Raw genomic sequence first — 24,090 nt, 5'->3', positions numbered from 1 at the left:
ACGCAAGAATGTGTGAAATAGAGTGCTCTTTTACTTTAAATTATTGTTTTATTGAAATCCAGTTATTTTTAATTACTTTTATGACTGCATTTAAGCGATCCGGAACGTCTAATTTCATTAAAATATTGGCAACGTGATTTTTGACTGTTTTATTCGAAATAAATAATTCCTTACCAATTTGGATATTCGAAAATCCCTTTACTAAAAGGTGAAGTATTTCGTATTCTCTATTTGTAAGTAACTCTTTTATATATGAATCATTGGGCGGCATAAAATGGATTGAATTATCCTTGAGAAACTTGTATTCTTTTATCAATTCATTTGTAAAGCGATTATCTACCATGAATTGTCCACCTTGTACTAGCTTAACAGTATTCACTAAATATGCCTCGTCAACATCTGTTAAACAAATACCTTTTACTCCTACATTCAATAAACGATCTATTTCATAAAAGTCTAAAGAGTTTTTAATGGTAATTATTTTCGAAGAATCATCATGTAACATAATACTTTTTGCATACTTTACCATTTCTTCTCCTGAAACTTGTGTTATAAGAATTGAATGACTTACTTCCTGGAAAGAAAAACTATCTTCTAAATTAATTTTAATAGCATTTATTTGATTAAATTCTAATATTGTACGAATACCCGCAACGAAAAGCGAATTTTCAACAAAAATAACAGTATTATTATTTCTTGGATGATTTTGAACTAATTTTGCTAACATTACTGCCACCTCCAATTTGCAATTTTTTTATAGCAACATTTGTATTGTACATATTTGAATTGATTAAATAAATTAAATATTTTTGAAATTAAAGTTAAGTACTTCTTAAACAAAAGATTATTGTTATTAAAATTTAAACTAAATCGTTAAAATAAAGGTTTCAAAAACTTACGGTCTTATATTATGATATCTATGTACACATATTTTTTTATTACTATAATTTTCTCCAGGAAAAATTTTACTTTGCAACGTTTCAACTTCTTGCTTTTTTAGTAAAAAACGATTAATGAACAAAATACAAGAATTATTTTAATAATATAAATTTAACTATGTACAAGATTTTCCAATAAAAAAGGTGTATTATTAAACTGTTTTCTTATCTTAACTGTTCCTTCATACCATATCCACAATATAATTTTATTAGCTCCTCTAAAATAATGAAATTACTAAATTTTGACCATCTATGTCCACTATCTTTTAAGTTTTTATGTTCTTAAGTTACTACATGTATTAGAATTTTTTATTATTAGGAGATTACTATGAATTTCGAACAATTAGAGTATATTGTTTATGTAGCAAGTGAAAAATCAATATCTAAAGCTGCCGAAAAGTTATATATCTCTACATCAGCTATAAGCCAGTCTATTTCACAACTAGAAAGAGAATTAAATATAACAATATTTAATCGTTCAAGGATAGGCACTACACCTACACCTGAAGGAAATATTGTAATATTGAAAGCAATAAATATATTATCGAATATTAAGCAGTTAAATGAGGAACTTTTTAACTTAAATATAAAAAAAGAAAAACAGTTAAAGATCGTTGCAGCAACAGCATTTTTTGATATTTTTCAAGAAGCAGTGACAAACTTCAATTTAGAAAATCCTCAAATCTCAATTGACGTTGAAGAAATGCTTCAAGAACAGCTACTAAAAAGTTTTAATCCAGATCGTTATGATGTTGGTTTCCTACCAATAGAGAAAGAAGAATTAGATAAATATCCAAAATTGGGTAAAAAGTTAATCAGTAGAGCAAGAGTAGGTATTGTAGTTGGAAAGAATTCTAAATTATTCAATTATGAATATGTAACACCTGCAGATTTAAATAATGAGAAAATAGTAATATTAAAAAATACAAAAAATGGCATAGTAAAAAAGTTTTCAAAATGTATTACTAATCATGTGATCTTAACGACAAATAATCCTAGACTACTATTAAACGTCGTTAAGGAAAGTGCTGGTTTTTCTTTTATTCATGAGTTTACAGTAAAAAACTACCCAACGTTTCGTAATGATGAACTCAAGGTAATACCGATTACTTATACTGACGAAACGAATTACATATATCAAGATATATGGGCTATTTATTCGCAGGAACATGGATTATCAAGTTCATCTAGTGAGATGATTAAACACATATTATTTCAGTTAAATAAATAATGAAAAGGAATAGGAACAATCTCTATAAGGCTTTCTATTCCTTTTTCATATTATTCATAAGTAACAAATGCAATCCGAACAAATATAATTTATAATAAATAAAAAGTTTTTATGATTTCTTTAGGAGGTGATCTATTATGACAAGTACTGTTAGTTTGTCAGATAAATCAGCATCCCATGCAAAGCCTAGATTTAGAAAGGCGATACTTTGCATGGGTAGGTTTTACTAATCGCCCAAGTAAGCAGTTCTGATTCAACGGCTTTGCACCTTATTTACTAAATAAGAATAAGGGGCTGGCAAAGATGGCATATATAAAAGCAACTGCTATTTTACCTGAAAAGTTATTATTGGAAATACAAAAGTACGTACAGGGAGAAACACTTTATATTCCAAAATCTGAAAAAGTTCACAAAAAATGGGGCTCACGTTCAGGTACAAGGAAGCTAATTGACAGCCGAAATAAAGCGATCAAAGAAGCATTTAAAAATGGTCAATCAATCGAGCAATTAGCAAAAGAATATTTTCTCTCAATCGAAACGATAAAAAAAATTGTATATACTAAATAAATAAAAAAAACACTGATATCTTCATCAGTGTTTTTTTATGGCAACTTTGTTTCTTACATAAACTCAACATATATAAATTCACTTTTTTGATGTAAATTAAAGATTAGGAGTGATATAAATGAAACCTTTTATTCGAACAGAACAATATAATTTTATTAAACATCAACTTCAAGTCTTAACAAATGGATATTCCACAGTAAATGATAAAGCTGTTTTAAATGCATTACATTCACTAGTTAACGACAAAATACTAAGTTTATTTCCTGAACTAACTGAAGATCAACAACTACTATTCAGTTCAATTAGTACAATTAAAAACTCTGATCAAGCGGATGTTTTACTGAACCGACTAAAGCCTTATATAATACCTTTTAAAGAAGTATCAGAACAATCCATCAAAAAGCTATTTCCTAAAGCAAAAAAATTAAAGCTTCCTTTATTACAAAATATTGATTTAGTTGAGACAACATATATTGGATGGGATGATTTAGGCTCTAATTCAAAGTTTATTGTCACATATTTAAATGACAAACTAATTGGCTTACAAGGTACTTTTAATCCTATGAAAAAAAGAGGCAACTGCACAATATGTAATAAATACGGAGACTTAGGGTTATTCATGACAAAAACAAAAGGAAAAATTGAAGGTACTTTTACACAAAGAGGAAATTACATTTGCAAGGATAGCCAAGTATGCAATCAAAATATTTTGTCGCTAGATAAACTGCATGATTTTATTATGTTAGTTAAACAGTGAACACTAAAAATCGCTTAGATCCATAAACCTAAGCGATTTTTCTATTATTTTTCATTTATTCTACGTTTGTATCTGTTGATTTCTTTTTAGAGAGAAACCAGCCACCTAAAGCGATTAAAAGCATGACTGACCAGAAAATCGTATTCCAGATTGGTCCTTCAACGAAATAATGTGAAATAATGTGTAGAGAAGGATGTGCCAAAGTATGCATTAATAGTTTAACCCCTACCCAACCTACTAAAAGCATTGCTGCTGTTTCTAGACTTGGACGTGTTGTCAGCAATTTAACAAAAATACCTGCCGCAAAACGAATGACGATTAAACCTGCAATTGCTCCAATTACAATGATTATAAATTTAGCTCCATCCATGCCACCTATATTACCCATTTTTGAATTAGGCAGATCGATTACTAGCGCTACTGCTGCTAAAATAGAATCAATCGCAAATGCTATATCTGCTAATGATATTTGAGCAACTGTCATACCAAAGCTTTTTCCCTTTTTTCCTTTATCACCATCATGCTTTTTAAATAAATGCTTTAATGCTATGAAGATTAAATACGCCGCTCCAATTGCTTGAACCTGCCATACATTAAAAAGAAATGAAATAATAAAAATGGCACCGATTCGAAAAATAAAAGCTAAAAGTAAACCAATATTTATTGCTTTCTTTTGTTGTTCCTCTGGTAAATGTTTTGCCATAACAGCAAGCACTAGTGCATTATCGGCCGATAATAAACCCTCTAATAAAATTAGAATAATTAGTACCCACCCGTACTCTAGTAATAAAGATAGCTCCATGTTTTCCCCCTATTTAATTTACTTTTAACCTTTTTTTAACCACTTTTTAATTATATTCTGTTTTTTATAAATTTCTTATCCAAATTTTTGAATATTCTAGTACAATTTTCACCATTTGTACTTTTATCACACTCAAGATAGTTGACTTAGTCAACTATCTTAGTTTATATTATTAGTAATCTAAAATTTCAGAATATTGAAGGGTGATAAAAATATGAATTATGTTGAAAAAATACGCAAATTTAACAGACATTATGCTAATGTATTGGGAAAAATTGATCAAGAAATCTATAATCACCCTTTTCCATTAACCGAAGCCAGAATCATTACAGAAATCAATGAAAACCACAGATGTACTGCCACAGATATTATTGAAAAACTCGGCATTGATCGTGGTTATTTAAGTCGCATTATTCAACGATTCGAAGACGACAACATCATTACAAAAATCAAATCTCCTGAAGATAAACGTCAATATACTCTTCATTTAACGGTAAAAGGAAACGAAATTTACAATAAATTAGTTAAAGATGCGAATATCGGAGTAGAAAGTATGATTCAAAGCCTTTCTACCCCTGAAGTAAAAGAGCTAGTAAAATCAATGGAAACAATTGAATCAATTTTCTCATTAAATCAGACACCTATTCCTGAAATTTCAATTCGACCATTTAAACCTGGCGATGTAGGTTATGTCGCTTATATTCATGGAAAGATTTATAGTACGACCTACCAATTTGGACATATATTTGAATATTATGTAATGAAAGGGTTAAGTGAATTTTTAATGAATTCTAACGGAGGAGAACTTTGGGTCGCAGAAGTAAATGGAGAAATCGTCGGATCAATTGCTATAACGAAGGCAAATGAGTCAGTAGCACAGCTTAGATGGTTTGTATTAGATGAAAAATACCAAGGATTAGGTATCGGTAAAAAGCTAATCGAAACAGCGCTCAACTTTTGTAAAGAAAATGAATTCGAACATGTATTTTTATGGACTGTAAGCACATTAGAGACCGCACGTTATCTTTACAAAAAATATAACTTTACTTTAACTGAAGAGAAACCTAACTTCGAATGGACTGGATCTGAGTTAATTGAGGAAAGATGGGATTTAGTGCTTTCATAAAAAAATAAGTCCTCTTTTAATTTATAGGATAGCTTATAGATTTTTAAGACGGAGAAAATAATGAAATACAAATTGATAAAGATTATAAAAATATTTCCAATCATTGCAGCGGTCATAACGGTAATATCTCTAGCTGGATATTTTACACTAGATTATTTATTTGGAGATATGTGCGGAAATGAAATAACCCATAAAGAAGTATCTCCTAAAGGCGATAAAGTGGCTTATATTTTCCAAAGAGATTGCGGTGCTACAACTGGATATTCGTATCATTTATCTATACTTGGTTCAGATCGGAAGTTACCGAATAAATCAGGAAATACATTTGTGTCAGACGATACATTTCTAATAAATTGGATCAACATGTAGACGGGATGAAAATTATATATAGAGGAGAATAAACAACGCTAGTTTTTCAAAAAAAAAGAGCATCGGTTTTGATGCTCTTTCAGACTGTTGACAAACGCTCGCTTTCTTCGTTACTTCGCCTGTCTGCGGTGCTCATTACCGTGTAAAGGTAACTCCGCTCCTCACCAGGCTTCGCGCCTCGAAAGACAAGCGCTTGCAATCAGTCTGAAAATCAAGCTTTTAGTACTTTGTCTACACATAACCTAAATAACTTTTAGTAATATACGTATAAACGATTTTCCCTTTTAGATTGTACTTATAAAATAAATTTGTAAGTGCAGTTCTATATGGCTCAAATTCTTTTTCCCCACGTAACGGAGAAAAAGAAGAAGATAAGTTTCTCCCTAAAAATCCTTCTAAATCCATTTCCAAATCATTTCTATAAACCATCGTTTCATAAATCCCGTTTTTAAAAAATTGGTTAGTAACATCTGGCGTGTCTTCTATTCCACCGCTAAACCCTTTAAACTTAGGACAAGTTTCTTTGCAAATCTCCTGCAGTTCAATCATTAAGGGACTTAATAAATCTTTACTATTCCAAACTAGAGATACTTTTGACTTCTCTTTTAAGATCCGTTTGCATTCTAACCGGAATTTTTCTTTATCAAACCAATGAAATGCTTGCGCTACTGTTATTAAATCAACACTATTAATTTTTAGAGAAGTATTTTCAGCTGTTGCATTAATTGACTTATATTGATCATATATCTTCAAAGTCTTCTCAGCGATCCCTCGCATATCATTATTTGGCTCAATTGCTAAAACATTTAACTTTTTTTCAAGTAAAAGTTTCGTTAAAATACCCGTACCCGAGCCAATGTCTGCAATAACACTCCCCTCACTTAAATGATTTTCTGAGAGTAAATAATTGATATATTCATTCGGATAACTGGGGCGAAACATCGAATATAGATCTGCTTTACCAGTAAAATTTTCAATCAATACAAAACACCTTCTTATTAAAAATGTTTTTTGTGTTAAATTTGATGAGCATGAAGTCTAGCAAAAATCCCATCTTCCTGTGATAGCAATTCTGTATGAGTACCATCTTCAGCAATTCCTTCTTCAGTGATTACTAAAATTCGATCTGCTTTTTTAATTGTGCCTAATCGATGGGCAATAACTAATGTTGTTCGATCTTTTGATAAATCATTTAATGCCTCTTGAATAATTGCTTCTGTCTCTGTATCTAATGCTGAAGTAGCTTCATCTAATATTAGGATTGGTGGATTTTTCAAAAACATTCTAGCAATTGCTAATCGTTGTTTTTGTCCCCCAGAAAGCTTTAATCCTCTTTCTCCAATTTGAGTTTCATAACCATCAGGTAATGAAGCAATTAAGTCAGTTAAGTGGGCTTTTCTAGCTGCTTCTTCTATTTCTTCATCTGTTGCATTTAACTTACCGTAAGCTATATTTTCTTTTAATGTACCTGTAAATAAAAAGACATCCTGTTGTACGATTCCGATATTTGATCGCAATGATTCTTTCGTCATGTTTCGAATATCAATTCCATCAATTGTAATCGCACCGTTTAAAACATCATAAAACCTTGGAATTAATGAACAAATTGTAGTTTTCCCAGCTCCTGAAGGACCTACAAAGGCAATTGTTTTACCAGCCTCAATAGAGAAGGAAAGATCATTTAAGATTCTACGTTTGTTTTCATAACCAAATGAAACATTTTTGAACTTAATATCCCCTATTAAATTAACTACTTCAATTGCATCAGGAGTATCTACAATGTCTGGCTCATTATCAATTAATTCAGTAAAACGTTTAAAGCCCGCCATACCCTTAGGATATAGTTCTAATAAAGCACTAATCTTATCAATTGGTTTAAATAAAATGTTTAAATATAAAATAAACGCTACTAATTCTCCATACGTTAAAATTTTCGTAAAACTTAACCAAGCTCCAAAAACTAGAATAACAAGTGTCATTAATCGAGTAGATACATAGATTCCTAATAAATTCATGCTCATTACTTTATAAGCTTTTAGTTTCGTTTTACGGAAGTATTGGTTATTTTTATTAAATCGTTTCATTTCATATTGTTCATTTGTAAACGATTGAACTACCCTTACGCCTGAAACACTATCTTCAACTTGCGCATTAACATTTGCAATATTTCCATACATTTTACTCCATGATTTATTCATTTTCATGTTTGAATATGAAATTAACCAAACTAAAAATGGAACGATTATGATTGCTACTAATGCAAGCTTCACATTAATTGCTAGCATAATCCAAAATGCACCGATGAAGGTCATAATTGCAATAAATAAATCCTCTGGACCATGGTGTGCTAATTCACCAATATCCATTAAATCATTTGTAATCCGGCTCATTATATGACCAGTCTTCGTATTATCAAAGAAACGAAAAGATTGACGTTGAACATGATTAAATAACTCACGACGCATATCAGTCTCAATATTAATACCAAGTTTATGGCCCCAATAATTCACAACAAATTGCATACCAGAACTTACTAAATAAAGTACTAAAAGTCCGATACTGATCGAGATAATTTTACTCCAGTTCCCTTCCGGCAGCAGTTTATCAATAAACCAAGACACTGCTAAAGGAAATCCAAGCTCCATTAACCCTACTAATATTGCACAGAAAAAGTCTATATAAAATAACTTTTTGTGCGGGCGATAATAACTAAAAAAGCGTTTAATCAAAATTCGGCACCTCTATTCTATTGATTAATCTAGTTCGTTAGATGTTAATACCTTACCATATGTGTTTTAAGTGTGCTATCATTTCAGAATTTTCCAATATAAGTTTAGTAGGAGATCCAAAACAAGATTTACGAGGAAGAAATACTTTTTTGTGAACTTAATTATGTTTTAGAGACTGCTATTAATATAGATAATTTTATTCATTCGCATAAATGGAATTCTATTTTTATTTATAAGAAAAAGTAGACATAAAAAAACTACTCGTTTAAGAGTAGTCATTACTTGTCTACATTCAAGATTTACTTAATGTATATCACTTTGAACTAGTAATCATAATTCATTAATTAGTACCAACTTTTATGATGAATAAATCATATCAGTTAAAATTGTGATTTTACTATAAGAGGCTATTCTACAATATAGAGGTTTCGTAGAAATTGAGAAATCCTTATCGAGTTAATGATTGGATATTCTAAAAAAGAAGAAATAACAGAAGAAGAGAAAACAATGATCAGCACTATTTAAGAACTGAAAAAAGCTAAATAAAATATTTCGTTCAATTAAGGCTAAACTTGTTCAGTTCAACTTGTCTATTTAATTAAAAATTTAATTTATTCTCCGTTGATATTAATTTCAAATTTTCAAGTTCCAAAGGACTTTCTAGATTATGAAGTAACTTCTTAAGAAATTGATTGGATATTTTTAGATAGTGATAAGCAGTAGTGATCTCATTTTTCTCTTCATAATATGCTATTATCATATCGAAATATTTTATCCCATTATTTAACACTACATTCTGTTCTCCCCTTGGAGGCACATGCTTTATTAAATATTTAACAAGCTTCTTTTTATTCCTAGTGGCTTCTAGATACAATATTTTAAGCTTAATATAATTTGAAGATTTATCGTCTTGAAAGTAATCCAATTCTGGTTTTAATAGTTCTAACGCCTTTTCATGTTGGTTATATTGGATAAGCATGTCTGCAATCGTTGAGATAGTCAAATAATAGGAATGTGTATATTTCTGCTTAAATTTAAGAGATTGAGAGAAAAAATCAAGTGCTGTTTCAACATTCCCCTGTCTTTGATGCAAATAGCCTAAATTATGCAGAGCCATTGCTTTCATGGTTATATCCTGTAGTAAATCAGCATCGCTTAAGATTAAATCAAGCATTTGTTCCGCTCTATTAAATTCACCAATGTAAATTAAATTAACAGCCATTATGATTTTGATATGCATAATCCGTAAGATGTTGTTCTTATCTTGAAAAACTGCTAATGCTTTATTTGCATAATCAATGGATAAAGAATACTGAAACATATGACCATGTGTTGTCGATCTATAGTAATAATAATCAGTAATTCTTTCACTATATTGTTCTGCTTGTTCTTCCAACTTGTTTAGAATATTGAGCGCTTGTGCGTATTTTTGTGTTCGGCCGTAATAAATGGCTTTGAGAAACCTCCATACAAATAGCTCATATGAAGAATACTTTGGTACATCCTTTTTCATTTTCAACGACTCTTCTTCAAATTCCGAATATCGATCCAAGTATAATAAATAACGAAGCATGTATAATTCATACAAATAGATGATCTCTATACATTGGACAAATTCTTTATGCTCCATTAGCTCGTCATATAATGTTGCTGCTTTTTCTTTATGAAGACGTTCCATTGCATCATAAAACAAATCAAGTTTCTGCTTTAAAAGTTGCGTTTTTTTAGTTTCTTCCTCCATTGAGATTTCCAATCTCTCGCATAGCTTTTGCAACGTTTTTATATTCGCTTCTTTGGAATTGTTTTCGATTTTACTCAAGTGAGTAGCAGAACAAATTCCATGGCAGAGTTGTTCCTGAGTCATATGTTGCTTCTTGCGATGATAATAAATGATTTTCCCGATAGACATAAAGCAACTCCCCCTTTTTAATCCAAATACAATCTAATAACATTATATATGTCATAATCTATATAAACATATATGATGTTTTATTTTTCAACCAAGGCATTTTATTTGAATTCAATATGCTATTTGTTTAATGCTTATAGAACGATTAAAGAAAAAAAGAAAAACTCTAACCAAACTCTAACCATTTTTTAGTGGTTAGAGTTTTATTTTTAATTTTTTTTTAATAAAAAAAGTATGATAATCTTCCTTTTTTCAAAAAATTTCCCAAGTTAGAAAACATACAATTTTTAATTATTAATGCTAGTTTATTTTGAGATAAAAAAGTATAAAGTACGAAAATTCTACTGTAATTTACAATATTTTTCCCAATTAACAGAATTTTCCCACTTGTATATAATGAAATAACTCCGGAGAACATCGATTAGCTAGTGGAACATAATAATTTTAGAATGATTACCTACTACCGTCTTCGTTTAGATAATCCAAAAAGCAATAATTTCATTTGGGCATACTGCACAAAGAAATAAAATTCCAGTCTTCCAATAGTTGAACCTGATTAAATTAAAAGGAAAATTTGGTAAATTACCTAGTATTTAGATAGGGGGGACAAAAAAAGTGCTTGAAGGAAAAATTATAAAATATTACAGAGAAAGTAAAGGGATGACTCAAAGTGAATTAGGAAATGGCATCTGTTCCAACACTCATTTAAGCAAAATTGAACGAGGTTTAACAGAAGTTTCGAAAGATTTAATAGAATTATTGTCTAATCGCTTAGGGATTGATTTAAAAGCAGAAATAGAATCATATGCTCAATCGGAGCTACTATTAAAATCATGGCATGAAGCAATTATTTTACGATTTGATTCAAAAGCAAAGCTTCTAAAAGAACAATTGGAGGAGATTCCTCTTTTACATATTCCAAAACTTTATCATCAATACTTACTTATTCTTACTAGATACTATTTATCTTTTGGTGAAGCAGATAAGGCCATTCCTATTATTGCAGAAATAGAAAATCAACTTGATGATTCCCCATATAATACAAATATGTTACTTCATATTAAAGGAATCTTAGAATTACATAAAGGGAACTACAATAATGCCATTGCTATTTTAAAAAGGTTTGACTTATCCCACTATTATAATCCAGAATTTTATTATCATTTGGCTATTGCATATCATTCCATCAATTCTAAAACACTGGCTTATTATTACGCGAATAAGGCACTACAATATTTTACTGAGGCTCGCAGTTTTTCTAGAATAATTGATTCAGAGATGCTAATGCTTATTCAAGTTGAACAAGATGACTTTTATAATCCTGAAAGTATCTTAAGCTATAAAAGATTAATCGAAATGGCTGAAAATTACGGTTTAGAGCGACAAAGGTCGATGATCATTCATAATTATGCATACTATCTACTTAGACATGGATATTTTATCGATGCTAGTGAATTATTTAAGAAGGCATTAGAGGGTCGAAATCCTCTCTCGGAAAACTATATCGGGTCATTGGAAGGTTATTTAAATGCATTAAGTCACCAAGTAGAAACACCTCAAGAAACACTCTTTGAGCTTGCTAAAAAAGGGCTGAAACTTGCAAAAAAGAGGAAAGACATAATTTTCATTCACTTCTTCCGCATGCATTTGTATAAACTTCAACATAGGAAAGAAAAATATTTCCACTACTTAGAGGCAAAAGTATATCCTTATTTAACCGAAACTGGATTGTCTTTATTGACAGAGCATTATCAAGTACAACTTTTTGATCATTACATGGAAAAAGGAGATATTGAAAAGGCAAATAAATTTGCTACTCCACTAGTTGACAAGCATAGGAGAGTGAATATGTTCGTTTAATTAATAATATGGTCAGGAGAGAGATCCTCCTGACCTGCTTCTTTTTAACTGGCTCCAAGTTCCGAAAACATTATAGGACACTGATGTAAAAGATAAACTTAGAAATAAGTCTTCATGATTGTACCGATTTCTCTTTGTCTACTTGATCATTTTCTTTAGGCTCCACGTTTTTATCATTCATTGATTTAGGTGAATAGTTTGTCTTATCCTGTGGATCTTCACTGTTACTCTCCATTCCCGAGAGCTTGTTTTGATCAAGAGGGACACTTATCATTTCATCAATATAATGATTTAATCCTAATAGATGATAGTGATGTTCCTTCTCCTCACAAGAAACTTTTTGTTTCATCGTTTTATTAAATGTTTCCCCTGGATGCAATAATAGGGGTTGATCTACTAGTTTAATAGGAATCATTATGTCTGAAATATTTTTAATAGAGATTTTTTGGGAAATCTCACATTTGCTTTGATAGATCACATCACCAGTGGAAATAGAAAGTAAATCTTTAGTTGTAGCGTTGGTTATTTCTCCACTTGCTCGAACCTCGTCCGTAAACCAAGCATATGTATTCAATTTACCAACAAATAGAAATAGGCAATAGATTAAAATAATGGAGTAAAAAACTAGCATGCGCTTACTTTTTCGCATATAACCTACTCCTATCAGAAAAGCAGTCGATTAACCGACTGCCCAACAACATTATTCACCTTCATACTTAGAACCTTCATCTACTTGCTTCGCTTGAACTTTTAAATCAGCTGAATATTTTACTCCTTGATAGTCATTATTTGCGGTTTCATCTAATTTAATGGCAAACATCATATCAATATACTCATCCGATTTCAATTTCCAAAATCCTTGGTTCGCACCATTTCCAAGCTGCCAATTTTTATTAGATACAGCTGTATAACCTGCTACACCTTCTTCTCCTACTAAACCTGTAACCGCACTTACGCCTGGTGCAATTTCGGATTCGTTACTAAATGTTTGAGATTGTACTACATTAGTCGTTCCATCAAATAATTTATCAAGCTTGATTTTCGCCGCTTTTTGAACATCACCTGTTGGCTTTTGCTTATATTTTATCGCAATATACCCAACTTTATATTTTTTTATATTAACGTCCTTATCCAATTTCTGATTTAGAGTAGCTTTAATATTTGTTGCTAGCGTTCCTGTATTATCGACCGTCATCCACTCCCCATACTTTAATTGGGAAGGAGCAAAATCAACGCCATCAATAACTTTTTCTGTAATATTTTGTCCATTATTTAGTTGTAATGTTCCGTTAACAATCTGACCAGCAGCATTTGTCTCTGAAGTAAACCAGGAATACGTTCCAAATCCCACAGATACAACAAGTGCTCCTACTAATGTCGTGCCTAATAATGCTCTTTTCACATTTTTCATAAATTTCTTCTCCCATGTAAATCACATTTTTTTGTAAAGGTCACTAATCTTGATTGTGTACCGAGGACTGATTTGCCTTTACCTACAAAAACATTATGTAAAGACAAATCCCCCCCGCCTTTTCCTAGATTAAAAATCCTTCTAGCTTTCTATTTTTTATTAGGCTCAAGACCTAACGTGCGTAAAATATCTTCTAACCCTTTTTTACCAAGCTTTTCTTGCGGCTTTGCATTTTTCTTCGCATTTTCTCCTATTTTCAAGAAGTTCTTTTCAATAAAACGAACATCTTTTTCATCTACTATGCCGTCCTGGTTGATGTCTTCTTTGTCATGTTTTTTACCGTATTGTGCTGCAACTTGAATTAGATCATTAATATCAATCACTTCATCCCCGTTTACATCGCCAGCAGGAAACTGATCTGTGTACGTTCGAAGGCTTACTCCCACTAGTTCTCCATCGACCTCTTTACTTAACTTAGCAGTTGTCTTACTAGTTAAATGCCCCGGAACTTCTACATAAATATCATAATCTTTAGTTGAAACTGGAATTCCATGAATCTCATATTGTCCCGATTTATCAATCGTTCCTACATATTCTTGGCCATTTCCTGCTTTTGCATAAACTTTGGCATGGATTTGGGTTTTGTTATTTGAATCTAATGCTTCCGGCTTAACGAATCCACGTACATTGGAATGTTTTGGGATGATGGAGAACTGCTCATTTGTGTATCCCGGTATCGTTGTTTCCTTCGTTTCTCCGACTTTCGTATACATAAATTTATTTACATTCATGCCTGCAAGTCCATCGTAGCTTTCATCATTAATGACTTTAAATGTCACATCAAGGAATGGGGTATCACCATCAAAGCCTTTAAAATCCTTTTGATTAAAGGATGCACCAACATTTACTGTTTTCGTCCATAAATCATCATTAATTGTCGGTTTATCTAGAGAAACATTTAGTTTGTGGTCATTTGCATATTTTTCAAAAGCTTTGTTTAGCACCACATCTCTAAATTCGTATAAACTTTTCGTATATTCAACTCCATATTTTCCGGAAACGAGCTTTTTCACATTATTGATACTTAATGTCATCGTAATTGTATCGCCTAGTTTTACTTTTTTCTTGTTGTAGCTTGGTAATACATACTCTGTTCCTTCTTTGACAAATGTATAATTATAGCCTAAAAGATTCCCAGCTGTTGCTAGATCAAATGGGTATAGTTTTAGATTTACAGGTGTTTCAACTTCTTCCGGTAATAATCCAAATTTGAAATCCCCGTTAGGTTGAATAGGCAGGATGCCTGTTGGCCATGCCGAATTTTGATAATAAAAGAGCCAATTTGCAGTTTGATCATAGTTAAGACCTTTTGACTTTAATAGATCAATCGTAGAGTCATATACATTACCATGTGCCCATAAAGCGTGGTAGCCGTCTTCATCCGTGTACATTGACTGATCCACTTCGTAGAAACCTGGCTTATAGTCCTTGAAAGTTAATTCCGGTGGCTTATTATCTACAATAATCACTTGATCATTCACATAAGTTTTTCCATCATTATCTTTAGCGATCATTTCAAATGTATAATCACCATCAGGCAAACTAATACGTTTATTAGCTATAGGATTCGCTGGGTCATTGGTAAATGGATAAACAGATCCTGTAAAAGCCCATAAAATATATTTTTCTGAATCTGGTTCAATGTTATCGACATTTATTAGTGAACCAAGAAAGCCAACAGGCTGACCCGTTTTTCCGTCCTTGATGATAATATCGATTGTTTTCATCGGGCTCTTCAATTTAAACATTGCATTTACGAATGGAGTTAAGTATGGATGAAATTTCGTTGTATCCGTTGCAACAGCCGGTCTATCTAATTCAGCATAGTCGATCCCTTTATCTGTGTAGCGAATCGAAAATGGTATTTGATAGTTTTCGGTTCCATCCTTTTCATTTACAAAATGAATATATCCTTCATATCTTCCTGGTTCAGCGTTCGTCGGAACATGGATGGATGGTTGAATTTCTTTTGATTGGCCAGCGGTTACCGTAATAGATGATGGTGTTGTCACCTTCACACCATTTTTCACTGCATCCTTCACATTTCCTTTTGCTGGTGAATATTCCACTTCCACTTTAAATTCTTTCGCTTCTTTCGCATCTCTGTTTTGAATCACTACTTTTCTGCTTTCATCTATATCCTTATCTTTTTGATAATGGCTGCCTAACGCCATTGAGCCTGTCTCTTCATCAATTTCAACAGTTTGGTTTCCATCCATATTTTCTGTTTTATCAATTACTTTAATGGATGTATTAGCATGAACCGCCTCGTACGTATCAATACGACCTGCCCCTACTTCATTTACTGAATACTTTTCTTTTAACTCATCTGCTGTATTCATCAAGGCTTCTTTCACTTCAAATGGTGTATATTCTGGATGCTCTTGTAAAATTAAAGCTGCTGACCCTGCAACATGAGGGGTCGCCATTGAAGTTCCTGACATACGTGTGTAGGCGATATCGTAATTTTCACCATCTCCAGGGTCATTCATATATTCTGGATAGGTTGAAAATACCGCCACTCCAGGTGCAACAATGTCTGGCTTAATATCATAGTTCTTCTCAACTGGTCCACGAGAGCTAAAGTCTGCTAAATGATCTCCTTCTGTATGCACACTGCTCATTTCTTCAAATGTAAAGGAGCCACTTTCCAGAGATTTTAAACGTTCCCCTTCTGCTTTTGTAAGTTGGAAGGTTGGAACATAACTAGCGCTTTCTCCCAAATAAGCTGGAATCTCTCCATCTACATTGTTGTATACAATGATCGCCTTAGCTCCCGCGTTCTTGGCATTACGAATCTTTTCATCAAACGCGATTTCTCCGCGTTGGATTAAAGCTAATTTTCCGTTTAAATCTTTTCCTGTAAAATCACTACTTTTTCCTAACCCCACATAGATAACTGGGAGAGATTTTCCTTTTAATTCATCTAACTTATCCGTAAAGTTCTTTCCTAGTAACTTCATTTCATTAAACTTCTCATTTCCCGCACTCGCGGAATACGTCGTAATCGTTTGTGAATAATCACTCGCTCCAACTGTTATGGCAAATGAAGATGTACCTGGCGAGCCAACTGTTTTTTCACCCGGCCCCGAATTTCCAGCTGCAACTACAGAAACTACTCCAGCAAGCATTGCATTATTAATAGCTACGGATGTTGGGGAAAGGGCATCATTAATACCTTCACCAAGAGATAAATTGATTACATCCATTCCATCTTTTACCGCTTTATCAATTCCGGCAATAACTGCATCTGTAGTACCTCCTCCATAAGGTCCTAACACACGATACACATAAAGATCAGCTTCTGGTGCGACTCCTTCCACTGCATGGTCAACATTATTTTTCTTTTCCGCAGCAATTGTTCCCGAAACGTGCGTCCCATGCGAAGTATAATAAGGTGCGCCAGAATAAGGGTCTATTTCAGGATAATTTGTTTTTTTCCAATCTTCATAGGTAGCTTCCATTGGATCATTGTCGTTGTCAACAAAATCATATCCACCTTTATATGCATCTTTTAAGTCGGGATGATGATAGTCGATTCCTGTATCAATTACCCCTACTTTGATGCCTTTCCCTGTGATTTTTTCTTTATGAAGCTTGTCCACGCCAATTTGGCTATTGCTATCTTCGGATCCTGACATTGCGGTTGACTTTAAATCTTGCGTTTCTTTCGGAAGAGCCAATTTTAGCTCCTTATTATTCCATACGCGTTTAACAATACCTGATTGAACCAAGGATTCAATCATATTACCCGGCATAGTTACCGCTACTCCGTTAAAGGCATTTTTATATTCTCTAGTAATCTTTGATTCATTTAAATTTTGACTGAATGTAGTTTTTGAACCTTTAAGTTTATTAAACTCTTTTTTAAATTGTTGATGAGATTCCTCTACTTTATTCTGTGCAGAGGATAGTACCATTCTTTTTCCTGAAGCCATTTGTTTCATCATTTCCACTTGTGCTGGTTCTTGCTTGAATTCTACAATGACATTTACCATTTCAGGACTGTTAACTTTAATATCTGGCGCGATAACAAACCCTGATCCTACTTCAATCTCCTTAAGTGCCTTTCTTTGTTCAACGCTTAAGTTGTTCAGTATTTCTTCGGCATTCGTAACCTTTGCCTTTTCCTGAGCCCTCGCCAACACATTAAAAGGAACACCCGAAGCTGCTACTAAACTAACGGTTAACGCAGAACCCAACAATACACGGCCAAATTTCCCTTTCTTCATTCCCTTTCGCTTCCTCCTTTATTTCCCTTTTTATTAGTGAACTAAGAAGTAATAATGTTTCTAGATGTCTTTATTCGATTACTTAGATTTGTTTTCTAAATTGGACGAATATTCACTCTACTCACATTGTAAATAGGCCATTATTTTTCGTAAATCGTGGTTTATTGGATCATCATAAAGCGGGCCCATTTTCCTGAAAATTTATAGGAAATATTTCTCATTTTTGTTTTCTTTTGATGCGATTCATGAAAAAAACGACTTTATACCTATAGTCTTTTTTCCTATTTAAAAATAACAAAAAGTGAAAAAACGATAACAATTACCCCAAAAAAGGGGTAATATCGTTAATTTTTGAAAGTATGAAAACGGTGTGGCAATATTCTTCAGTTTTAAAAAAAATAGCAAGAGCTTATAATAAGTGAAATAAGAGGGGTTATAAGAATATTCTGATATCAAATGAAGGTTGGGGAACTCATGATTAAAACTGTATCTAAAAGCATTTCTATTATTTTTCTGATTATTATTTTATTCGTCATATTATTTTTGCTTTACTTCACATTTCAATCAAAAAAACATCCAGAGAAAATGCCCTCCATTTTTGGAGTCAGCCCATTAACCGTGTTAACTAACAGTATGCACCCTTACATTAAAGCGGGTGACTTAGTCATTATTAAAAAGGCGAAGCCATCGGATGTAAAAGTAAATGATGTGATTACTTTTAGAGATTCACCTACAAAGTTTTTTACCCATCGTGTCGTCTCCATTAAACAAAATCAAGGAAAGATTGGATTTGTAACAAAAGGGGACAATAACAATACAGCAGATTCCAGTGTTGTCACCTCTAATAATCTCGTCGGTAAACTAATATTGAAGGTTCCGAAAGCTGGATATGTAGCAAAATTTGTTAGTGGACCAGTTGGATTTATTGTACTAATACTAATACCTGCTACCGGATACATTTGTTTAGAGGTTTTCGAAAGACTTTCTAGGGAAAAAACACAATCGTCTGGTATTTTCAAGGGGTAATTGGGTTTTATAAAACTTTATTTAAATCCACTGGAATCGATTGTCTAAAATAGTAATTATAAAAGCTGCCATTTTATAGTGGCAGCTTTTTAATTTGACAGCTAGTAGCTCTGCTTGATCACTCCGTTCAACCCCTGTCAATGATCGCTCTCTTTCGCTAGTCATTCAACTATAATCTCTCGAATTCTTTATCAGATTCATTAGCTGGCTGGACTAGTTAAGAACGACAACGGAATTAATAAAACTGTTTTTTTAAATCGTCTATCTTAATCATTAAACAAGTATAAAAGACAAATTGTCTCATATTTTAGTAAAGTATGTATTAATTCATTTACCACTTAAACTGTTCAAATGTCGAATTGTGCTCTTAAATATTTTGTAAATTCTAAATTGAATGTATTTTAATTTTAAGATTAGTGTGTTACGATTCAACTTGTGCGTTACTGGATATATTTACCATAAAGGGGGATAACTTGAATGTCGTGGTTTACAAAATGGGCCTTTAATAATAAAGCCGCCATTACCTTTTTATCAGTTCTCATTTTATTAATTGGAGTATTAAGTTATAAAAAGCTTCCAATGGAATTTCTACCTGCTGCAGATCAGCCAATTGTTTCTGTCATTGTTATGGGCCAAGGTACTGATTCGAAAACAATGGAGGATCAAGTAACTACTCCGATCGAAAGTGCTGTCTCTGGTGTGAAAGGTAAAAGTCATATTTATTCAAGCACAAGCAATGGTTTCTCAAAGATTGATGTATATTATGAATCAGGAACAAACATGAAGGACGCTAAACAAGAAGTCCAAGAATCTTTAAATAAAGTCACCCTACCTCAAAATGTTAGTAAACCTACAATTGTTCAATTAAACACTTCCATGATCCCTATCGCAGATGTTGCAATCACTTTTGAGGATGGATTAAGTCCGAATAATATTGATTTTGCAAACAAAAAAGTTATTCCATATTTCAAAGACATAAAAGGCGTAGCTGACGTTCAAACATACGGTACAGAAAAATCTTTTGTTTCTGTAAAAGTCGATAATACGAAGCTTGCGCAAAATAAAGTATCACTAGAAACTGTCATGGGTATTATTCGAGGCCAAAATTCTGCAGTTTCAGTTGGTGAAGGTATTATAAATGATAAAACTAGTAATATAAAAATTGTTGGGAATTTAGACAATATAGACAAAGTAAAGAGTCTTATGGTCGCTGATCATGTTAAATTAGCTGATATTGCAACTGTTGAAGTGAAAAAGCCAGCAAACAATCTAACAAGAATCAACGGAAAAGACGGATTATTATTAATCATCACAAAGGATAGTAATTCTAATGCTGTTAGTATTACAAAGGATGTAAGAGAAGCTACTAAACACTTAAATAAAAAATATAAAAATATGAATTCAGATGTAATGGTCGCAACATCAGATATGGTTAAAACTTCTGTACATGCAATGATTAAGGAAGTTTTACTTGGTGCATTATTTGCTACGATTGTCATCATGTTATTCTTAAGAAATGTACGTTCAACACTAATTACAATTGTTTCAATTCCTCTATCTTTATGTTTAACATTATTTTTACTTGCGGAGTCCGGCATTACACTTAATGTTTTAACACTTGGTGGAGTAGCTGTAGCAGTTGGACGATTAGTTGATGATAGTATTGTAGTTATTGAGAATATTTTTAGAAAAACTCAATCAGAGAAATTTTCGGTTCAAATGATTATTGACGCTACAAAAGAAGTCGGGAGTGCAATCACAGCCTCTACTTTAACGACTGTTGCAGTATTTTTACCAATAGGAATTATTAGCACGGGGCTTAAAGATTTCATGCTTCCATTTGCTTTAACTATTACTTACTCTTTATTAGCTTCATTATTTGTTGCATTGACGGTCGTTCCATTATTAAGTGCATTCTTCCTTAAAAAGGCTAAATTAAAAGCTCATAAGCCTTCAGTACGATATAAAAAAGTTCTCACATGGTCATTAAATCATAAATGGGTCATTTTAGTCGTTTCATTTTTATTATTTGTCGGCTCAATAGGTACTTATTTCGCTATGCCAAAAGGTGCGACAGATAATTCATCTTCAGACTTTGTTCAAACAACATTAACGTATCCAAGTGATACACCAGTTGAAAAAGTAAAGGAAAACACGCTTAAACTAGAAAAGTATATTCTTGAACAAAAAGGAATAAAAGGAGTTTACACTCAATTAGGTAGTACAGCTGATGCTGCAAAATATGGGGATGTCCGCTCTTCTACCCAAGCAATCTATTTAATTACACTAGACAATAAAAAACTTACTGATCAAGTCGTAAAAAAAATCAATACGCAAAAATCTAACTATGCGGATGCAGAATTAAGTACAATGGCATCTAGTTTATTTGGAGGATCTAAAACTCAAATTACAATTGATGTGGTCGGAAATAATTTAAATGATTTAGAGAATACCGCAAGTGAAATTAAAAATAAAATAAAAAATATTGATGGAGTTAAAAAGGTAACAACAAATGAGGAAGACAAAAAAACGGTTTACTCGTTAGAGGTTGACCCTTCCAAAGGTAATGCTGAACAACTATCGCAACAGTTATTTGTTATGTTGAATCGAACTCCACTTGGAACAGTTACAATTGATCAACAACCGACTGATGTATATCTTGAACCAATATTAGAACCTAAAACTCCTGACGATATTAAATCAGTACCGATTATGACTAAAACTGGAATGATTCCGGTATCGTCAGTAGCTACACTAAAAGTAGAGGAAAAGTCTACGAATCTATATCATAAAGACGGCGATCCATATTTAAGTATATCCGCTGAAGTAAAGCCGGATAAACTTTCAAAAATTAATGCAGATTTAAATAAAGTTATTTTTGGAGATAAAAAATCAAAAGGTATGAAAATTGCCGATGGCGTAAATGTTTACATTGGTGGTGCTCTTGCACAACAATCACAAGATTTCTCAGATCTATATATGATCATGCTTGTCTCAATCGGCTTAGTATTCCTAATCATGATTATTACATTTAAAACATTCCGTGCACCAATTGCTATACTATGTTCTTTACCTTTAGCAGCGATTGGAGCTGTGCTAGGATTGATTATAAGTCGCATATCAGTTGAACCAACAGCACTATTAGGAGCACTGATGCTCATCGGAATTGTCGTAACAAACGCAATCGTATTACTAGACCGAGTAAAACAAAAAGAAAAACAAATGATTCTACGTGAAGCAATTATTGATGCTGCGGTAACTCGAATTCGGCCAATTCTCATGACGGCTGTTGCTACAATTTGTGCAATGCTACCACTACTATTCAAAAAAGCCGAAACCGGTAGTCTTGTATCACAAAGCCTTGCAGTTGTAGTAATTGGCGGATTAACTGTTTCAACATTATTAACACTAATTGTCATCCCTGTCATTTATGAGTTACTTTATTTTAGAAAATCTAGAAAACAACGTAGAAAGCAAGATACTAGTAAGCCAGTAAGTTTGTAAATAAATGCGGGATGTCTTAGTAGTATTGAGACATCCCATTTTTTTGGATAGAGATCAATCACGAACACTTTAAGGAATCGGCTTAATTCAAATAAAAATAAAAAACACAAGGAAAATGAACTAACCTTGTGTTTCTTCTTTATATCCCCATCAACTGCCTGGAGGTTTTGGATCGTCTTGCTTCTTATTGGATGCGTAAATTTCATTGTTTGAAGAGTGATGAATTTGAATAGTATTTATTCCTACATTCACCAGCACAGTGATGATTAAGGAGAGAGCGATAATTTTAATCATTTTTTTCATCTGATAACCCCTTTATTATGTGTCTTCTTCATTTGATGTAAACTGATTTGTAAATACTTGTTAGCTAAAAGTGGGTCTCCTTGATCTTGGTAATACTCGGCGATTCGTTCACTATATTCATAAACCTTCATTCGATTACCATGTTTCTCCATGATTGGTAAGCCGTCTTCCATTAAATATTGGATTAATGCTTTCTCTTCATTTTTTGCTTCAAAATATAATACGCGTAATTTCACATATTCTAATTTTGTTTTTTCTTCAAATAACTCTAGTTCATGTTCTAGCATATTCACAACTTGTTCATTTTTTTGTAGCTTTAGCAAATGAGAAGCAATATTCCCTAATGTAAGATAATAACTCTCGGTATTTTTCTCAATTAACGCTAGTGATTTATAATAACACTCCAGCGCTTTTTCTGAGAGGTTTTTAGCGCCATACAAGTAACCCAAATTATGCCATGCCATTTCGACAATTGTTGTGTTTTGAATTAATTCTGCATCATCTAGTATTTCTTTTAATAAATTTTCTGCTCTTTCGTATTCGCCAGTTTCAGTTAAATGAATTGATAAAATTGTTTTTACATCTAACGTTCGTATAATGTTATTCCTTTGTTTAAAAACCTCTAATGCTTTATTACCAAAATAAATTGCTAATGCTGATTGTCCTAATCTACAATGCATTAATGATTTTAAATAATAATATTCTGTTATTTCATCTCGATACTGTTTCCTTAAATCCTTTACTTCATCTAAAAAATTCAAAGATTTAATAAAATTATTCCTTTTATGATTAAAAATTGCATTTAATACATTCCAAACAAATAATTCAAATTCAGAAAACATCCTTACATTTTGACTCATTTTTTCAATCATTTGCTCTGCTAATTCGAGTTGATTTAAAAACAAAATATACCTTAACATGTACAATTCATATACATAAAGTAGTTCCGTATATAGAACAAACTCCCTATATTTCCTTAGATCTAAATAGAGCGCATCTGCTTTTTTATGATGAAGTCGTTCAATTGAGTCATAGAACTCATGTAATTTTATTTTAATATGATTAACTTTATTTTTTTCATCCTCAACTGATATACCTAACTTCATACACAATAAGTTTAAAGTTTCGATATTAACCTCTTTTGAGTTGTTCTCAATCTTACTTAAATGAGAAATTGAACAAATTCCATCACAGAGTTGCTCTTGTGTCATCTGTTGTTTTTTTCGATGGTAATTAATAATTTTTCCAATTTTCATAGGTATTTTC

The 24,090-nt window shown here is 32.2% G+C and carries 19 protein-coding genes; 8 read left to right on the top strand and 11 right to left on the bottom strand.

Annotated elements, in window-relative coordinates; genetic code table 11:
• Positions 1-40: 40 nt before the first annotated feature.
• Positions 41-727: a response regulator transcription factor gene (locus AN960_RS05810; RefSeq protein ID WP_056468168.1), complete on the bottom strand. Its 687-nt coding sequence runs from the start codon at positions 725-727 to the stop codon at positions 41-43.
• Positions 728-1,266: 539 nt separating this feature from the next.
• Between AN960_RS05810 and AN960_RS05805 the strand changes: the two genes are divergently transcribed.
• The 3 genes from AN960_RS05805 (at position 1,267) to AN960_RS05795 (ending at position 3,493) form a co-directional block, all read left to right on the top strand.
• Positions 1,267-2,169, top strand: coding sequence for a LysR family transcriptional regulator (locus AN960_RS05805; protein ID WP_056468165.1), 903 nt, complete (start codon positions 1,267-1,269; stop codon positions 2,167-2,169).
• A 303-nt stretch (positions 2,170-2,472) separates the two neighbouring features.
• Complete coding sequence (locus tag AN960_RS05800) at positions 2,473-2,736, top strand: CD3324 family protein (RefSeq protein ID WP_056468164.1); 264 nt, start codon at positions 2,473-2,475, stop codon at positions 2,734-2,736.
• 118 nt (positions 2,737-2,854) lie between these two features.
• Positions 2,855-3,493 (top strand): FusB/FusC family EF-G-binding protein, encoded by a 639-nt coding sequence (locus AN960_RS05795; protein WP_056468161.1) that lies wholly within the window; start codon positions 2,855-2,857, stop codon positions 3,491-3,493.
• A gap of 55 nt (positions 3,494-3,548) precedes the next feature.
• On the opposite strand, the gene AN960_RS05790 is transcribed toward AN960_RS05795, so the two are convergent.
• The gene (locus AN960_RS05790) at positions 3,549-4,295 is read right to left on the bottom strand and encodes a TerC family protein (protein WP_056468158.1); all 747 of its coding nucleotides are present in this window, start codon (positions 4,293-4,295) and stop codon (positions 3,549-3,551) included.
• Positions 4,296-4,509: 214 nt separating this feature from the next.
• On the opposite strand from AN960_RS05790, the gene AN960_RS05785 reads away from it, so the two are divergent.
• Both AN960_RS05785 and AN960_RS05780 read left to right on the top strand, forming a co-directional pair.
• Positions 4,510-5,421, top strand: coding sequence for a bifunctional helix-turn-helix transcriptional regulator/GNAT family N-acetyltransferase (locus tag AN960_RS05785; protein WP_056468155.1), 912 nt, complete (start codon positions 4,510-4,512; stop codon positions 5,419-5,421).
• 60 nt (positions 5,422-5,481) lie between these two features.
• Complete coding sequence (locus AN960_RS05780; RefSeq protein ID WP_056468151.1) at positions 5,482-5,790, top strand: hypothetical protein; 309 nt, start codon at positions 5,482-5,484, stop codon at positions 5,788-5,790.
• 231 nt (positions 5,791-6,021) lie between these two features.
• On the opposite strand, the gene AN960_RS05775 is transcribed toward AN960_RS05780, so the two are convergent.
• The 3 genes from AN960_RS05775 to AN960_RS05765 all read right to left on the bottom strand — a co-directional run bounded on the left by AN960_RS05775 (position 6,022) and on the right by AN960_RS05765 (position 10,428).
• On the bottom strand, positions 6,022-6,732 hold the full coding sequence (locus tag AN960_RS05775; protein ID WP_056468384.1) for a methyltransferase domain-containing protein: 711 nt from the start codon (positions 6,730-6,732) through the stop codon (positions 6,022-6,024).
• Positions 6,733-6,806: 74 nt separating this feature from the next.
• Positions 6,807-8,519 (bottom strand): ABC transporter ATP-binding protein, encoded by a 1,713-nt coding sequence (locus AN960_RS05770; protein ID WP_056468148.1) that lies wholly within the window; start codon positions 8,517-8,519, stop codon positions 6,807-6,809.
• 598 nt (positions 8,520-9,117) lie between these two features.
• Entirely contained in the window at positions 9,118-10,428 is a 1,311-nt protein-coding gene (locus AN960_RS05765; protein ID WP_056468145.1) for a helix-turn-helix transcriptional regulator, read from the bottom strand.
• A gap of 615 nt (positions 10,429-11,043) precedes the next feature.
• Between AN960_RS05765 and AN960_RS05760 the strand changes: the two genes are divergently transcribed.
• Entirely contained in the window at positions 11,044-12,288 is a 1,245-nt protein-coding gene (locus tag AN960_RS05760; protein ID WP_056468143.1) for a helix-turn-helix domain-containing protein, read from the top strand.
• 112 nt (positions 12,289-12,400) lie between these two features.
• Here AN960_RS05760 and AN960_RS05755 read toward each other — a convergent pair whose 3' ends face one another.
• The 3 genes from AN960_RS05755 to AN960_RS05745 all read right to left on the bottom strand — a co-directional run bounded on the left by AN960_RS05755 (position 12,401) and on the right by AN960_RS05745 (position 17,991).
• A complete protein-coding gene (locus tag AN960_RS05755) occupies positions 12,401-12,937 on the bottom strand; it encodes a hypothetical protein (RefSeq protein WP_056468140.1) in 537 nt (178 codons plus the stop codon).
• Positions 12,938-12,988: 51 nt separating this feature from the next.
• Positions 12,989-13,699, bottom strand: a complete 711-nt coding sequence (locus AN960_RS05750; RefSeq protein WP_056468137.1) for a hypothetical protein — start codon at positions 13,697-13,699, stop codon at positions 12,989-12,991.
• Positions 13,700-13,848: 149 nt separating this feature from the next.
• Positions 13,849-17,991 carry a S8 family serine peptidase gene (locus AN960_RS05745; protein ID WP_056468135.1) on the bottom strand — a complete coding sequence of 1,381 codons (4,143 nt, stop codon included), beginning with the start codon at positions 17,989-17,991 and terminating at the stop codon, positions 13,849-13,851.
• A 474-nt stretch (positions 17,992-18,465) separates the two neighbouring features.
• On the opposite strand from AN960_RS05745, the gene AN960_RS05740 reads away from it, so the two are divergent.
• On the top strand, positions 18,466-19,017 hold the full coding sequence (locus AN960_RS05740; RefSeq protein ID WP_172795397.1) for a signal peptidase I: 552 nt from the start codon (positions 18,466-18,468) through the stop codon (positions 19,015-19,017).
• Positions 19,018-19,038: 21 nt separating this feature from the next.
• Here AN960_RS05740 and AN960_RS24380 read toward each other — a convergent pair whose 3' ends face one another.
• Complete coding sequence (locus AN960_RS24380) at positions 19,039-19,182, bottom strand: hypothetical protein (RefSeq protein WP_156339630.1); 144 nt, start codon at positions 19,180-19,182, stop codon at positions 19,039-19,041.
• A gap of 312 nt (positions 19,183-19,494) precedes the next feature.
• On the opposite strand from AN960_RS24380, the gene AN960_RS05735 reads away from it, so the two are divergent.
• A complete protein-coding gene (locus AN960_RS05735) occupies positions 19,495-22,521 on the top strand; it encodes an efflux RND transporter permease subunit (protein ID WP_056468130.1) in 3,027 nt (1,008 codons plus the stop codon).
• A gap of 150 nt (positions 22,522-22,671) precedes the next feature.
• Here AN960_RS05735 and AN960_RS24375 read toward each other — a convergent pair whose 3' ends face one another.
• Positions 22,672-22,824: a hypothetical protein gene (locus tag AN960_RS24375; RefSeq protein WP_156339629.1), complete on the bottom strand. Its 153-nt coding sequence runs from the start codon at positions 22,822-22,824 to the stop codon at positions 22,672-22,674.
• A complete protein-coding gene (locus tag AN960_RS05730) occupies positions 22,821-24,080 on the bottom strand; it encodes a helix-turn-helix domain-containing protein (RefSeq protein WP_056468127.1) in 1,260 nt (419 codons plus the stop codon). Before AN960_RS05730 ends, AN960_RS24375 begins: the two co-directional genes overlap by 4 nt.
• Between the last annotated feature and the right edge of the window lie 10 nt (positions 24,081-24,090).

Origin of the sequence: Bacillus sp. FJAT-25509, from assembly GCF_001420605.1 — a bacterium.
GTDB lineage: Bacteria > Bacillota > Bacilli > Bacillales > Bacillaceae_G > Gottfriedia.
The sequence above is the reverse complement of the archived record's forward strand: the minus strand, read 5'-3'. Positions and strand labels throughout refer to the sequence as shown.